The organism is Sphaerisporangium sp. NPDC049003, assembly GCF_043197795.1.
Taxonomy (GTDB): Bacteria; Actinomycetota; Actinomycetes; order Streptosporangiales; family Streptosporangiaceae; genus Sphaerisporangium.
In genome coordinates this window covers 40,236-53,801 of the sequence record NZ_JBICTU010000031.1, presented here as the reverse complement: position 1 = coordinate 53,801, position 13,566 = coordinate 40,236, and the positions used below count along the sequence as shown (strand labels likewise).

12 protein-coding genes are annotated in these 13,566 nt (G+C 71.1%); 3 read left to right on the top strand and 9 right to left on the bottom strand.

The annotated features are described in order from the left end of the window. Window positions 1-30: 30 nt before the first annotated feature. Genes ACGFIV_RS29660 through ACGFIV_RS29650 form a run of 3 tightly spaced genes read right to left on the bottom strand, consistent with a single transcriptional unit; the run spans window position 31 to window position 2,716 of the window. Window positions 31-1,299, bottom strand: coding sequence for a site-2 protease family protein (locus ACGFIV_RS29660; RefSeq protein ID WP_358547289.1), 1,269 nt, complete (start codon window positions 1,297-1,299; stop codon window positions 31-33). Continuing rightward, window positions 1,296-2,195, bottom strand: a complete 900-nt coding sequence (locus ACGFIV_RS29655; protein WP_358547286.1) for a universal stress protein — start codon at window positions 2,193-2,195, stop codon at window positions 1,296-1,298. The genes ACGFIV_RS29660 and ACGFIV_RS29655 overlap by 4 nt, the downstream gene beginning before the upstream one ends. 11 nt (window positions 2,196-2,206) lie before the next feature. Continuing rightward, window positions 2,207-2,716, bottom strand: coding sequence for a hypothetical protein (locus ACGFIV_RS29650; protein WP_358547283.1), 510 nt, complete (start codon window positions 2,714-2,716; stop codon window positions 2,207-2,209). Between the two features lie 577 nt (window positions 2,717-3,293). Here ACGFIV_RS29650 and ACGFIV_RS29645 point away from each other — a divergent pair. After that, window positions 3,294-4,211, top strand: coding sequence for a hypothetical protein (locus ACGFIV_RS29645; protein WP_392838272.1), 918 nt, complete (start codon window positions 3,294-3,296; stop codon window positions 4,209-4,211). Window positions 4,212-4,256: 45 nt separating this feature from the next. Here the strand turns inward: ACGFIV_RS29645 and ACGFIV_RS29640 are convergent, their stop codons facing one another. Next, window positions 4,257-4,892 (bottom strand): DedA family protein, encoded by a 636-nt coding sequence (locus tag ACGFIV_RS29640; protein ID WP_358547277.1) that lies wholly within the window; start codon window positions 4,890-4,892, stop codon window positions 4,257-4,259. A gap of 4 nt (window positions 4,893-4,896) precedes the next feature. Continuing rightward, complete coding sequence (locus tag ACGFIV_RS29635; protein ID WP_358547274.1) at window positions 4,897-6,780, bottom strand: cytochrome c oxidase assembly protein; 1,884 nt, start codon at window positions 6,778-6,780, stop codon at window positions 4,897-4,899. Between the two features lie 339 nt (window positions 6,781-7,119). On the opposite strand from ACGFIV_RS29635, the gene ACGFIV_RS29630 reads away from it, so the two are divergent. Further along, window positions 7,120-7,314 carry a CsbD family protein gene (locus tag ACGFIV_RS29630; RefSeq protein ID WP_358547271.1) on the top strand — a complete coding sequence of 65 codons (195 nt, stop codon included), beginning with the start codon at window positions 7,120-7,122 and terminating at the stop codon, window positions 7,312-7,314. Window positions 7,315-7,480: 166 nt separating this feature from the next. Here the strand turns inward: ACGFIV_RS29630 and ACGFIV_RS29625 are convergent, their stop codons facing one another. From ACGFIV_RS29625 to ACGFIV_RS29615, 3 genes are all read right to left on the bottom strand, one after another. Then, window positions 7,481-8,110, bottom strand: a complete 630-nt coding sequence (locus ACGFIV_RS29625; protein WP_358547268.1) for an RraA family protein — start codon at window positions 8,108-8,110, stop codon at window positions 7,481-7,483. A gap of 384 nt (window positions 8,111-8,494) precedes the next feature. Next, the gene (locus ACGFIV_RS29620; RefSeq protein WP_358547265.1) at window positions 8,495-8,947 is read right to left on the bottom strand and encodes a VOC family protein; all 453 of its coding nucleotides are present in this window, start codon (window positions 8,945-8,947) and stop codon (window positions 8,495-8,497) included. A 334-nt stretch (window positions 8,948-9,281) separates the two neighbouring features. Next, window positions 9,282-10,469, bottom strand: a complete 1,188-nt coding sequence (locus ACGFIV_RS29615) for a helix-turn-helix domain-containing protein (RefSeq protein ID WP_358547262.1) — start codon at window positions 10,467-10,469, stop codon at window positions 9,282-9,284. A 174-nt stretch (window positions 10,470-10,643) separates the two neighbouring features. On the opposite strand from ACGFIV_RS29615, the gene ACGFIV_RS29610 reads away from it, so the two are divergent. Then, window positions 10,644-11,036, top strand: a complete 393-nt coding sequence (locus tag ACGFIV_RS29610; RefSeq protein ID WP_358547259.1) for a TIGR03618 family F420-dependent PPOX class oxidoreductase — start codon at window positions 10,644-10,646, stop codon at window positions 11,034-11,036. 73 nt (window positions 11,037-11,109) lie between these two features. Here ACGFIV_RS29610 and ACGFIV_RS29605 read toward each other — a convergent pair whose 3' ends face one another. Continuing rightward, a complete protein-coding gene (locus ACGFIV_RS29605; RefSeq protein ID WP_392838271.1) occupies window positions 11,110-13,413 on the bottom strand; it encodes a heavy metal translocating P-type ATPase in 2,304 nt (767 codons plus the stop codon). Between the last annotated feature and the right edge of the window lie 153 nt (window positions 13,414-13,566).

The window sequence follows — 13,566 nt, the reverse complement described above, 5'->3', positions numbered from 1 at the left end:
CACCATGCCCGGCCTACGGCGCGGGTGAAGTCAGGCTCCCGGACCGTGCAGGGCCTGGCCCGGGTGGTCCTGCTGGGTGTCGCCCGGCTGCTCGGCGTCCTGCTGGGTGTCGCCCGGCTGCTCGGCGTCCTGCTGGGTGTCGCCGGGCTGCTCGGCGTCCCGCTGGATGTCCTGGCGTGAGGTGGTGGTGCGCAGGACCGCCTGCTGGAGGGCTCGGGTCAGGTCGGCGGTGGTGACCATGCCCACGACGTGCCCCGCCTCCGCGACCACGGCCATCAGCTCGCCGGTGACGGCCGTCGGCTCCAGGATGCGGGCGGCGTCGTCGTCGGGGGAGAGCAGGTGGCCGGGGGGCAGCGGCCGCGCCACCGTCGCGATCCGCCTGTCCTGCCGCTGGTCGGGCGGGATCGCCGTGAGGGCCTCCAGGGAGATGGTCCCCGCCGAATGCCCGCCGAAGTCCACGACGGGGAACACGGTCTGATGGGAGCGCACCGCCACGCCCGTGATGAAGTCATCGATGTCCTGCCAGGCCGGGGCCACATCGGGCGAGGTGGTCATCACGTCGCGCACCCGCCAGCCCTTGAGCCCTTCGTGAGCGGCCCGCACCAGGCCCTCGCTCCGGGCGGCGCCGACCAGGAACCAGCCGATCAGCATCAGCCACAGCCCCCCGGTCGACGCCAGCAGGATGAGCTCCATGCCGCCGAGCGCGATCAGTGACATGCCGAGCACCTGCCCGGCCTTGGCAGCCGAACGGTCGGCGCGCACCCGGTCGCCGTGCATGTGCCACAGGGCCGCGTGCAGCACGCGTCCCCCGTCAAGAGGGGAGCCGGGAAGCATGTTGAAGACGGCCAGCACGGCGTTCATCAAGGCGAGCCACCGTACGGCGGCGACGACCAGCTCGGGACCGTGGAGGAACAGGACCGCCAGGTAGAAGACGCCCGACAGGGCCAAGCTCACCAGCGGGCCCACGACCGACACCTGGAACTCGTCCTTCGGCGTCTTGGTCTCCCCCGCGAACTCGGTCACGCCGCCGAGCAGCCACAGCGTTATCGACTTGACCGGCACGCCCCTTCGGCGGGCGACGAGCGCGTGAGCGAGCTCGTGCGCCAGGAGCGAGCCGAGGAACAGGACCGAAGCGGCGGCGGCGATCATCCAGTACCGGGCCGGAGGCTGGTCCCTGACCGCCTGCGGCAGCACCGTGGTCGCCAGCACCCCCCCGATCAGGACGACGATCATCACCGTGGACCAGTGGGCTCCCACGGGGATGCCCGCCACATGGCCGAGACGCAGGCTCTGTTTCATGCGCCCGCGCTCCCCTGGCCGCCGGGCGCCGAGGGGGAGTGCCGTGATCGCACGACGGCGACCGGGCAGTACGAATGGTGGAGCACTCCATGGCTGACCGAACCGAGTACGGCCGAGCCGATGGCGCCCCTTCCCCGCGAGCCGACCACCACGAGGTCGGCCATCGACGACGCCTCGGACAGGGCCTCGACAGGGTGAGTGCGAACCGTCGCGTCGTTCACCTCCACCTGCGGATACTTGTCACGCCACGGGGCAAGCTGCTCCTTCGCCGCGAGCTTGCCCATGTCGTAGACCCTTTCGAGGTCAGGGGTGTAACTGGCGAACATCGGGAGATAGACGGACATCTGCCATGCGTAGACGGCGCGCAGCCGGGCTCCCCGCAGGTAGGCCTCCTCGAAGGCGTACTCCAGCGCGCCCTCCGACTCCGGCGACCCGTCGTGACCCACGGCGACCTCCCCGTGGACGGTCTCCTGCGGGTGACCGGCGACGACGACCGGACACTCGGTGTGGCCGGCCACGCCGATCGAGACCGAGCCGAGCACCAGCCCCATGAACCCGCCCAGGCCCCGGGTGCCGACCACCAGCTCGTGGGCGTCGCGCGCCTCGTTCAGCAGTTCCGTGCGCACCTTGCCCGTGCGCGACGCCGACTCGACCAGAAGCCCGGGGACCCGCTCGTGGGCCGCCTTGGTGGCCTCGGCGAGCACGCCCCTCGACTGCCGTGACAGGGAGTCCTTGAACCCGGGCGGCGTGCCCAGCGACTGGTCGAAGATCCACGGCTCGGTGACGTGGACGACGCGCAGTTCACGGTCACGACGTACGGCGTCGTCCGCGGCCCACCGGACGGCGTCCAGCGCGCCCTGTGAGCCGTCGACGCCCACGACAACGTGTCCGTTCATGGTGCTCCTCGTCACGGCTGCCTCGGGCGCCGCCACCGGTCGTGAGCGGAGGTCCATGCCTTGTCCCAGTCGTCGTAGCGACGGCGGTCGAGCATCCACCGGACGAGCGCGAGGTTCAGGAACAGCAGGCCCGCCGCCCCGGTCTCGACGCCGAACCCGGCCACCACCGCGTCGGCGACCGTCTGGGAGTGCGTCCGCGGGGGCGCCGTCGGACGTCCTGACGAGTCGATCCACATCTCCAGCGCGGACCCCGCCTTGGCGTGCGCGGGCACGGTCACCACGTCCGTACGCACCCGGCCGTCGGGCGTGTACCACCGCGCCTTGGCCTTGATGCCGAGGACGGCCCCCTGGGAGGAGACCGCGCTCGTACTGGCCGCGTCCTCCAGCAGTACGGCCGTGACCGCCTTGCGCTGGCCGGGCTCGACACGCTCGGCCACGACACCCCGGCCGTAGACGGCGCGGGCGGCGAGGACAGCGGGCCACACACAGACCAACAGGGCCAGCAGGGTGAGAAGCACCACGACGGTTTCGATCCGGTCAGAGCGCCGACGCAGCGGGTTGCGGTCGAACCGGTACCGGCGAACACACCTTGTCGTCCACCTGGCCAAGGATCGCATGGTGAACCTCCCTGTCAGGGAATCTTCATCCAGAGTCGGGTACGCCCGATGCCACCCGACAGGGTCTTACGACGCCTCCCCGCGGGACGTTCGGCCCTGCCCGCCACCTGCGCCTTCACACGCATCGTGACCACACATGACTAACGTACGACGATGTCGGCCCGTGCGGTATCCCGGCCCGTCGAGACCGGAGGCTTCCGGCCCGCCAGGAGCACCCCTGTAAACCCCGAGTCAAGAAACGGCGCCTCCGCCCGCGTGAGCGGCAAGCACGCGGAAACGGCGAAACAACCTTTGCCCGGCCGGCGGGCTCGACGGAGCCTGCGTGGTGATCGTTCTGGCTTCGCGGCCCAGCAGGGTCTGGGACGCGTGTGCCTCATGGGAAGATTACGAATCTTCGGGAATACTGTGAAGTTTCCGGACAGGCCACTGTCGGAACTGCTAAGAATTTGCGCGGCCAGGATTCTGAACAGAGAGGTTCGGCATGGACCGCGACGGCACCCCGAGACCCTTCGAAGAGGACCCTCTGAAGCAGACCGGTCCTTTGGGCATCGCGTGGACCAGCGAACCGGAGCGCGCCGACGGCGACGTGCTGTCCGACGGATGGACCCCCGGCCACGAACCCTCTCACCCCCACCAGAGCGACGACTCGCGGGAGCTCGACCGGCCAGACCACGAGCGGGCCCAGGGCTACGACCGTTCCGAGGGCTACGACCGTCCCGAGAGGTTCGAAGGACCCGACGACTACGAGCGACCCGATGGATACGCGCGGCCGGACGACGCGGGCTTCGACCCTGACGGGGAGCACGACCCGGACGCGGAAGAGCGCCGCGGCTTCCTCGGATCCGGCTGGACCGGCGAGGACCTGGAAGAGGAAGAGAAGAGCAGCCAGAACAAGCGGCTCGTCCTCGCCATGATCGCGATCGTCGTGCTCGCGGTCGCGGGCGGCTGGATCGTGTCGTCCTCGGTGGGCTCGAAGCCCGAGGCCGCGTGCTCGTCCGCCGCCGGCTGCTCCCCGGCCGGTGAGCTGGACCCCGAGCTGACCGACGACCCGGCGGCCGACCCCAGCGCCGCCCCGTCGGCCGATCCGGCCGTCACCCCGGAGAAGACGACGGCGGAGCCCAGCCAGACGCCCACCCCGACACCGACGACCTCCCGGGCACAGACCCCCCAGGAGCCCACGTCCCGCCCCTCGCCGACGCGCACGCGGACCCACTCCGCCCAGCCGACGCCGAGGGCCAGCACCCGGACACAGCAGCCGGAAGACCCGCGTATCCAGGACGACGAGCCGACCACGGAGCCCAGCCCGTCGCCGACGCCCCCGCCGACCACCGAGGCGCCCCAGCCCGCCCCGAGCCCCACCCAGACCAAGAACGGCGGCCTCCTCGACTGGCTCTTTTGACGACCGGCCCCTCTCTGCGGCGCCGCACGAGCCCGTACGGGCGCGTCATCGGGCCGCGCGGTCGTGGCGGGCGCGGCGGATCAGGTGGCGGGCTATGGCCAGGACGATGAGGGCGAGCACGGCGAACAGCACGTAGGTCTCGTAGCGGACCACATCTTCGTAGATCTTGTTGATGTTGGTGCCCGCCAGGTAGCCCAGGGTCGTCCACAACCCGACCCACAGGAACGCGCCGAGGACGTTGAAGGTGAGGAAGCGGCGCCACTCGACCCCGGTGGTGCCGGCGACGATGCCGTTGAATTGGCGGAAGCCGTCGATGAAGCGGGCGACGGTGATGATCGGGGCGCCGTGGCGGCGGAAGAACGCCTCGGCCGCCTGGAACCGCCGCTCGGGGAGGAAGACGTAGCGCCCGTAGCGGTGGATCAGCGCACGACCACCGCTGCGGCCGATGAGGTAGCCGAGGTTGTCGCCCACGACGGCGGCGACCAGGGCGACGACGGCGACGCCCACGACGTTGAGCCGCCCCGCCCCCGCGTAGACGGACGCGGCGATCAGGATGGTCTCACCCGGCACGGGGATCCCGAAGTCCTCAAGGAAGACCAGCGCGCCGACGACCAGGTAACCGTACCGGTCGAGCAGCGGGGCCAGATGGGCCAGAGGACCCGGAAGCGGTGGCGGCGCCATGTGATCACTCTACGTGCTGACGCGACCACCCACCGGACGCCTGTACGGAGGTGTCCTTGGACGACATCCGCCGCCGGGCGCCGCGCCGCCAGATCACCATGAGCGCCAGCAGCGCCACGATGGTGAGGGCCGACAGGCCGATCCCCAGCGCGGCGCCGGACCGCTGGTCGGCGGCTCGGCCGGGAGCCCACGGGATGGCCAGGATGTCGTACCAGCCCTGCCCCTGGGTCGGCCCGGCCAGGAACACCAGGGCCATCCACGCCTGCACGGCGAGCGCGCCCATCAGCATGCGCGTACGTACGGCCGAGCTGATGGCCCTGGGCAGCGGATCGAGGCCCAGGGCCACGCAGAAGAACCACGTCCCGGTCACCACCACGACGACCTCGGCGACGAGGCGCACCGCGAGGCTCGACTGGGCGGGCTCGAACAGCCCGGTGACGTAGAGGAGCAGATAGGGCACGGCGTAGGCGGCCATCGCGGCCAGGGGCTGGGTCAGCCTGAGCGCCGTGGCGTCGCCGCCCGCCTGCCCGAGGAGGGGCAGGGCCTCCCGCGAAGGCGTCAGTGGAGCACCGAGGGCGAGCAGGGCCGGGCCGACGGTGCCCAGGAGCGCGTACTGGAACGCGTGCATGGAGAACATCGCCGGTCCGTACGCGGACACGCCTCCGGCCGCGGCGTACAGCAGGACGAGGAGGCCCGCCATCGCGGCGACCGTACGGCCGGCCGGCCAGGACTCGCCGCGCCGGGCGAGCCGCCGCACGCCGACGAGGTACGCCACCGCGAGGCCCACCACGGCGAGGATCAGCAGGGGGTCGGGCCGCGTCTCGGTCACAAGGCGCCAGGGGCTGAACGGGGGCAGGGAGTAGCCGAGCAGTTCGTGCTGGTCGTGGGCCCCGCTCCCGCGCGGAGGCGGGGTGCGCGACAGGCCCACCGCCAGCGCGATCGTACAGGCCATCACGCCGACCTCACCGGCCGCGAGCCGCAGGAAGGGCCGGGAACCGGACGGGCCCGGGGTCTCCATGGCCGCGATCGTGGTGCGGCGGTGCCGCAGGCCGAACCATCCCAGCACCACGAGCGCGATCAGCTTGCCGAGAACCAGCAGTCCGTAGCGCGACTCCCAGAGCTGGGCCGGCGAGCCGAGGCGGATCCAGGCGTTGACCAGGCCCGAGACACCGACGGCGACGAAACAGCAGAGCGCGAGGGCGCTGAACCTCCGTACGGCCGGGGCGAGGGTGTCCGACCGGCGCAGGTAGGCGACGACCCCGAACAGGCCGCCCACCCAGACGGCCACCCCGGCGATGTGCAGCATCAGGCTGGAGACGGCGATGTTGTGATCCGCGGCCGAGGCGGAGTGGCCGACGTACGCGGGGGGCAGCACAGCGAAGATCGCGACGGCGAGCAGCAGGCCACGGCCCCACAGGCCGAGCGGCAGCGTGGAGGCCCCCGCGATCACCAGAGCCAGCAGCGTCACCAGCAGGAACGCCTGTCCCTGGGGGACCTCCATGCTGAAGGTGAGCAGGAAACCCGACTGCAGCGCCTCCCCGACCGGAAGTCCCAGCAGGTCCGAGAGGGTGAGGATCTGCGTGGCCGCCGCGCTGGCGGCCCACGCGAGCGCCCAGTGCCCGGCGACGCGGGTGATCTCCCGCCTGGAGGCCGCGTCGCCCGCCAGCGCCACGGCCGACAGCAGGGTTCCCACCGTCGCGACCGCGCAGACGTCGTGGACGACCCTGACGACGGGGAGTCCCAGGGTGGTGAGGACGCCTGGAGAGGGCAGGCCGGGGATCTCCTCCCTCGGCCAGCCGCCGCCGAACCACATCGCCAGCACGAGCACGGCGAGCGCCGCGACGCCGACGAGCACGAACACGGCCGAGCGCAACCGGGGAGAGGTCATTCTCCTGCTTCCTCGTTTCGGGACCGCACGATGTTCCAGGACCGCACAAAGCACAGTTGATCGCCTGTGATCGAGTATCTCCGCATTCAACGGCAGGGGCGAGAGCCTTTCGGAAGCGGAATCACCTTTCCCACGAGAACACCCCTGACCCCCCTGAAACAGGCCATTCCAGCGGCGCGTGCGCCGGCGGTCCCAACGCGCCGCAAGCCCGCCCCCACCTGGCCTTTTGTACGACCATGGCAGATCTTGATGCACCGGAGAGGTCCGGATCGCGTTTACCGACCCCCGCACCGGACAGGGGCAATATCGGACAGACCTACTGCCGAAGGGGGACAGATCATGGGCGCCGACGACAAGATCTCGAACAAGGCCGAAGAGCTCAAGGGCAAGGTCAAGAAGGGTGTGGGCGACGTCACGGGCGACGACGAGCTGCGCGCCGAGGGAGAGGCCGACGAGGCCAAGGGCCATGTGAAGCAGGCCGGCGAGCGGGTGAAGGACGCCGCCAAGAACGTCAAGAACGCCTTCAAGCACTGACGCCCGCCGAGCGCCGACGCCGCCCGAAGGCCCGCCTGCCGAACACCTGCGGGGCCGAGGTGGCGCCGGACCGGCCAGAAGACGACCGCGACAGCGGCGGAGCCCCCGGATGCCACAGGGCCTCCGCCGCTGTCGCGCCGCGATGTGGCCGAGGTCGCCGGTGGCCTTACAGGGATCGGCGGAGCTTGGCCACCATGTCCTCCTTGTAGCGGTGCGCCTCGGCCAGCGTGGCCCCCTCGCGCAGCGCCGTGACGACGTCCTCCTCGGCGTCCGCGTACATATAGGAGTCGGCGAAGACGTCCGTCGAAGGAAGGGCGACCACCCCGGCGCCGTCCATGACGATGGAGGTGCTCTCGTCCACCATCACGCCGGCGATCTCCACCGGGCGTCCGACCGACGCCACGTGTACCTCCGGCCCCGGCCCGGCCGTGGCCTCGTACAGCGCCCACACGGGCAGGCCGAGGTCGCGGAAAGCGTTGACGTCGCGGACCCCGCCCTCCACCAGCAGGCCCGACACTCCCCGCGCGAGGGCGGCGCGGGTGAGGATCTCGCCCCACACCGCTCCGGCCGCCGCCCGGGCTCCCGCGACGACGACCACCCGGTCCTCCAGGTCCTCGTCCATCAACCAGTGCAGGGGCGCGAGGCCGTTGTCCCCCGGCCCCGGCGCGAGCCGTACGGTGCGGGCCCTGCCGAGCAGGCCCAGCGATCGGTGGATCGGGCGCAGCGGCGGGCTGAGCCAGCCGGTGAGCCCGCGCAGTTGCAGAACGTCCGCGATCGCGGTGGTAGGCGGAACCACGGTATCGATCACCTCTTATGGAGAAATTTCCGGATCTTGCCGACTGGGGTACAGCGGAGGCCGGCCCCCGGTGACGAGCCGTCGGTGCGGAACGGTCGGCTCATCGTCCGAGCCCCGGACCGGTGACAGGGCTCGGATCTGTGAGACGGACGGCGAATCCCGTGGCGGAGGTGTGCTGCACGGTACTTCCTCTCCCTTTGCCTCGGAACGGCCGTCCCGGTGCCGCATGTGGAACGTGACGTTCACTCTGATGCTTGACGCTGCGTGAAAGATCCGGGAAATACAAATTCGAGATGATTTGAGATCAAGTGGAGTGGTGGACCGGGTTGCCTGCGCCGTTCGTGAATCCGGCGTTCGGCTCGATGGGCGTCCACCCGTGAGAAATCACTCCCCCCAGAGGGTGCGGACCTCTTCGAAGACCTTCTGGTTGTGGGAGATCTCGACGACGTTGCCGTCGGGATCCTTGAGGGCGCAGATGTAGCCGACCGGCGGCGGCAGCTCCATCGGGTCCCAGTGCAGGCAGCCCAGCTCCCGGGCGCGCCGAGCGATCTCGTCCACGTCCTCGCGGTGGGGCACTTCCATGCCGAGATGGGCGAACGGCGAGAGCTGCGGCTGCGGCGTGCCCCTGTCCTTGGCGAACTCCACGAGCACCAGCACGAAAGGCGTCGCCACCTGCTTGTCGTTGGAGAGCCAGGCGTTGCGCCCGTCCTTGTCCTCGTGGGTCGACACCACCACCAGAGGAGTCATGGTCGTGTAGAACTCGATGGCCTTGTCGAGGTCGCAGCTTGGCAGCGCGATGTGCGTCCAGCGCGCCTCGGTGAGCTTCTTGCCGAGCACAGTGCCTCCTTCAGCCGTTCAGCCTGGGTCGTCAGGCCTGTCGGGTCTTCAGCTCCTCCTTGTTCCTTCCCCCAATCGTGGTCGGCGGGCCCTCGAACCCTCCGACGCGAGCGGCGTCGCATCCTCGCCGGTCGGGCCGCGTCAGGTGCCGGTCGTGTGCCGGGCCTTCCCTCCCAGGCAGCTTGGCGTTGAGGGCGACGTCTCGGACGGTACGTCCGTGGTCCGCGTGCCCTCCATGTGCTCACAGCCCAAAGATCGGGTTTCCGGCCGCTACCGTGCCCGATCTGATGAGGAATGTTTCACGTGACACCATTCGGACGGGGTCGCGCATGTTTCACGTGACACCACTGTTCTCAGAGAGCACCTGGAGCAGTTCGCGGGCGGTGAGCGCGGTGTGCAGGTGGTGCGCCATGGGAGAGTCCAGGGGGTCGCCGCCGAGGAGCTGCCGGATCTGCCCGATCCGGTAGCCCACCGAGTTGCGGTGCAGGTGCAGCAGGTCGGCGACCGCCGCCCGGCTGCCTCGGGTGGAGAGCCACGCGTCGAGCGTGAGGATCAGCTCGGGGCGGTCCAGGAGCGGGCCGAGGTGCTGGTCGACGAACGCCTGGAGCCGGTCGGGCGGTACGGCCAGCAGCAACTGCGCCAGCCCGAGCGACGAGTGCAGAAGCTCGGTCTCCCCTGGACGCCGTCTGAGCAGGCCGAGCACGGTCTCCGCGTCCCTGAAGGAGCGCGGCGTCCGCGCGGGGCCCGACACCACCGGCCCCGTGGCCGCGAGCACGGTCCCCTCTCCCACCATTCCCTGCAGGCGGTCGCGGATCCTGCTCACCTCACGGGGGATGTCACCGGTGAGCACGGTCCAGCCCTCCACGCCGTTCTGCCGGACCGGCATCTCCAGCCAGGACAGGGCCGTGGACCAGGTGTGCCGGTTGGAGCCGTCGTAGGCGAAGACGGCGGCGGCGTGGGGCTGGTCGAGGTGGACCCCGAACCTCGCCGCCGTCCGCGTCACCTCCTCGGTGCCCCGCAGCGCTCCGAAGCGCAGCTCGTCGATGAGCCTGCTGGCGGTCTCCGACTTGACCACGGCCGAGGCGTCCCGGCGTACGGCCTCGATCGCCACGGCCGTGGAGGCGGCCCGCAGGTACGGAAGCACGTGGTCGGGCAGCGGCTCGGCCAGCAGCAACAGGCCGACCCGGCGCTGACCGGCCCGTACGGCCAGGGCGCGCGCCTCCCATCCGTCCGGGCAGACGACCCGCACGGGGTCCGGTTCGGCGAACACGCGGCGCACCTCGGCGGGGCTCATCGTGGCGTCGCCACCGTCGGTGGCGTGGAAGACGCCGCCGTGCACGCCGACCAGCCGGGCGGCCCTGCCGGTCTCGTCCGCGATCCGCCGCAGGATCGAGCGCCAGCCGTCGCCGCCGAGTGCCAGGTCGTTCAGGGCCGAGGCGAACTCCTCGACGCTCGCCGAGGTGCTCCTGTTCCTGAGGCGGCCGGAGCCGTCCGGCGCTTCGGAGTCGCCGAGCCGATCCATCAGACCTCCACGGTTTGGCCCTACCGAGCAAAGTAGGACACATCCCCATTTTGGCCATCGACTTCGGGGGCCGTGGCATGCGTCCGGTGCCGATCGCGCCGGATGGAATGGTCCAGCCGCCGGACGTGTTCGTCAGTGGCGAGGCGAACCGCCGAACCTTGAGGAGCATCACAGATGAGCAAGCTGAACGACGACGCCAAGGCCCTGCTCGCGCGGCCCGTGCACGCCTGGGTCACCGCGCACCGACCCGACGGATCGCTGCACAGCACGGTGGTCTGGGTCGACGTCGACGGGGACGACGTCATCTTCAACACCGCGGTAGGGCGGGCCAAGGAGCGCTACCTGCGCGAGGACCCCCGGGTGTCGGTCAGCCTGCTCGACCCCGACAACGCTTTCCACCTGGTCAGCGTCTCGGGCAAGGCCGAGTTCGAGCTGGAGGGCGCCGACGAGGTCATCGACCGCCTGGCCAAGAAGTACCTCGACGCCGACTCCTACCCCTTCAGGACCCCGGACGAGCAGCGCATCACCGTACGCGTCACCCCCGAGCACGTGATCCACAACGCCTGAGCGCGGCCGGCGCGCCCGCCCCTCACCCGGCCATCGGGACCGGCCACGCGCGGGCGGGCGCGCGGCGACGAGGTCAGGACAGCGGGGCGAACCGGCGCAGCCGGAGGCTGTTGCTGACCACGAAGACCGACGAGAACGCCATCGCGGCACCCGCGATCATCGGGGAGAGCAGCCCCGACGCCGCCAGCGGGATCGCGGCCACGTTGTAGGCGAAGGCCCAGAACAGATTGCCCTTGATCGTGCGGAGCGTGCGGCGGGAGAGCCTGATCGCGTCCGCGGCCACCCGCAGGTCCCCGCGTGCCAGGGTCAGATCGGACGCCTCGATGGCCACGTCGGCGCCGGTGCCCATCGCCATGCCGAGGTCGGCCTGGGCAAGCGCAGCCGCGTCGTTGACACCGTCTCCCACCATGGCCACGACCCGGCCCTCGGACTGAAGGCGCTTGATCACGTCGACCTTCCCCGCGGGCAGCACGTCGGCGATCACGTCCCCGACGGGTACGCCGACCGACGCCGCGACGGTCTCCGCCACCGCCTGGTTGTCCCCGGTGAGCAGCACGGGACGCAGCCCGAGCTCCTTCAGCCGTGAGATCGCCTCGGCCGACGTCGGCTTGACCACGTCGGCGACGGTCAGCACGGCACGCGCCCGCCCGTCCCAGCCGACGGCGACGGCGGTCTCACCACGCGCCCGCGCATCGGTGACGGCACGCTCCAGATCGGCCGGCAACCCCTGCGAGCTCTCGGCCGGCTCTCCTCGCCGATGCTCGACCGGCAGGTCGCCCGAGTGCCCGCCCAGCAGTCGCGGCCTGCCCACCAGCACGGCGTGGCCGTCGACGACCCCTCGCACGCCGAGACCCTCGATGTTCGCGAAGCCCTCCACCGGGGCCAGCCCCGCGCCGTCTTCCCGGCCGGCGAGCGCCGCCCTGGCCACCGCCTGGGCGATCGGGTGCTCGGAGGCGGCTTCCAGCGATCCCGCGAGCCGCAGCACCTCGTCGCGCTCGACTCCCGGTGCGGTCACCACGTCGACCAGGGTCATCTGGCCGGCGGTCACGGTGCCCGTCTTGTCGAGGACGATCGTGTCCACGCGCCGGGTGGACTCCAGCACCTCGGGGCCCTTGATCAGGATGCCGAGCTGCGCCCCGCGCCCGGTGCCGACCATCAGCGCCGTGGGCGTGGCCAGCCCGAGCGCGCACGGGCAGGCGATGATCAGCACGGCCACCGCCGCGGTGAAGGCCGCCGCGGCGCCGTTCCCCGTGCCGAGCCAGAACCCGAGGGTGCCGAGCGAGAGGGCGATGACGATGGGCACGAAGAAGGCGGAGATGCGGTCGGCCAGCCGCTGGACCTCGGCCTTGCCGTTCTGCGCGTCCTCGACGAGCCGGGCCATCTGGGCGAGCTGGGTGTCGCCTCCGACACGGGTGGCGCGGACGACCAGGCGGCCTCCCGCGTTGACGGTCGCGCCGGTCACGGTGTCGCCGGGCCGTACCTCGACGGGGACGGACTCCCCGGTGAGCATGGACGCGTCGACCGCCGAGGCGCCCTCCTCCACGACCCCGTCGGTGGCGATCTTCTCGCCGGGCCGTACGACGAAGGTGTCGCCCACGGCAAGGCGCTCGACCGGGACGCGCTCCTCGCGGCCGTCGCGCAGGACGGCGACGTCCTTGGCGCCCATCTCCAGCAGGGCCCGCAACGCGCTGCCCGCCCGGCGCTTGGACCTGGCCTCGAAGTAGCGACCCGCCAGGATGAAGGTGACCACCCCGGCGGCGGCCTCGAAGTAGACGTTCCCGGCGCCGCTCCCCCGGCTGAGCGTGAACTCGAACCCGTGCCGCATGCCGGGCATGCCGGCCATGCCGAAGAAGAGCGCCCACAGCGACCAGCCGAACGCCGCCAGCGTGCCCATCGAGACCAGCGTGTCCATGGTGGCGGTGCCGTGCCGCAGGTTGGTCAGCGCCGCCCTGTGGAACGGCAGGCCGCCGTACACCACGACCGGGGCGGCGAGGGTGAGCGACAGCCACTGCCAGTTGTCGAACTGCAGCGGGGGGATCATGGCCATCGCGATCACGGGGACGGTGAGCGCGATCGACACGATCAGCCGCCGCCTCAGCGGAGCCGGCTCGTCGCGTTCCTCGGTCACGGGCTCGGCGCTCGGCAGCTCGGCCGAGTAACCGGCCTTCTCGACCTCGGCGACCAGGTCCTCCGGCCGGACCTCGCCGTCGTAGACGACCTTGGCCTTCTCGGTGGCGTAGTTGACCGTCGCGGTCACGCCGTCGATCTTGTTCAGCTTGCGCTCGACGCGGGAGGCGCACGAGGCACAGGTCATGCCGCCGATGGCCAGCTCGATCTGGCCGCCCCCGGCGGACGGCCTCCTGGTGACGGACGTCATGGCGTCTCCTCCCGTTCGTCTCCCATAGTGCGTGACCCCAAGTCGCGGGCGCCAATCGCAGCCTGCCCTTATGTCCTGGAACCATACCCCCCTACAGTACCTTGCGCGTCAAGTGGGCCTCGTCGCGCGGCGAGGGTTCGGCGCCCTCCGCAG

Excerpts from the sequence above, each read along its gene's own strand:
- ACGFIV_RS29660 (WP_358547289.1), bottom strand. The coding sequence starts at position 1,299 with ATGAAACAGAGCCTGCGTCTCGGCCATGTGGCGGGCATCCCCGTGGGA.
- ACGFIV_RS29655 (WP_358547286.1), bottom strand. The coding sequence starts at position 2,195 with ATGAACGGACACGTTGTCGTGGGCGTCGACGGCTCACAGGGCGCGCTG.
- ACGFIV_RS29645 (WP_392838272.1), top strand. The coding sequence starts at position 3,294 with ATGGACCGCGACGGCACCCCGAGACCCTTCGAAGAGGACCCTCTGAAG.
- ACGFIV_RS29640 (WP_358547277.1), bottom strand. The coding sequence starts at position 4,892 with ATGGCGCCGCCACCGCTTCCGGGTCCTCTGGCCCATCTGGCCCCGCTG.
- ACGFIV_RS29635 (WP_358547274.1), bottom strand. The coding sequence starts at position 6,780 with ATGACCTCTCCCCGGTTGCGCTCGGCCGTGTTCGTGCTCGTCGGCGTC.
- ACGFIV_RS29630 (WP_358547271.1), top strand. The coding sequence starts at position 7,120 with ATGGGCGCCGACGACAAGATCTCGAACAAGGCCGAAGAGCTCAAGGGC.
- ACGFIV_RS29615 (WP_358547262.1), bottom strand. The coding sequence starts at position 10,469 with ATGGATCGGCTCGGCGACTCCGAAGCGCCGGACGGCTCCGGCCGCCTC.
- ACGFIV_RS29610 (WP_358547259.1), top strand. The coding sequence starts at position 10,644 with ATGAGCAAGCTGAACGACGACGCCAAGGCCCTGCTCGCGCGGCCCGTG.
- ACGFIV_RS29605 (WP_392838271.1), bottom strand. The coding sequence starts at position 13,413 with ATGACGTCCGTCACCAGGAGGCCGTCCGCCGGGGGCGGCCAGATCGAG.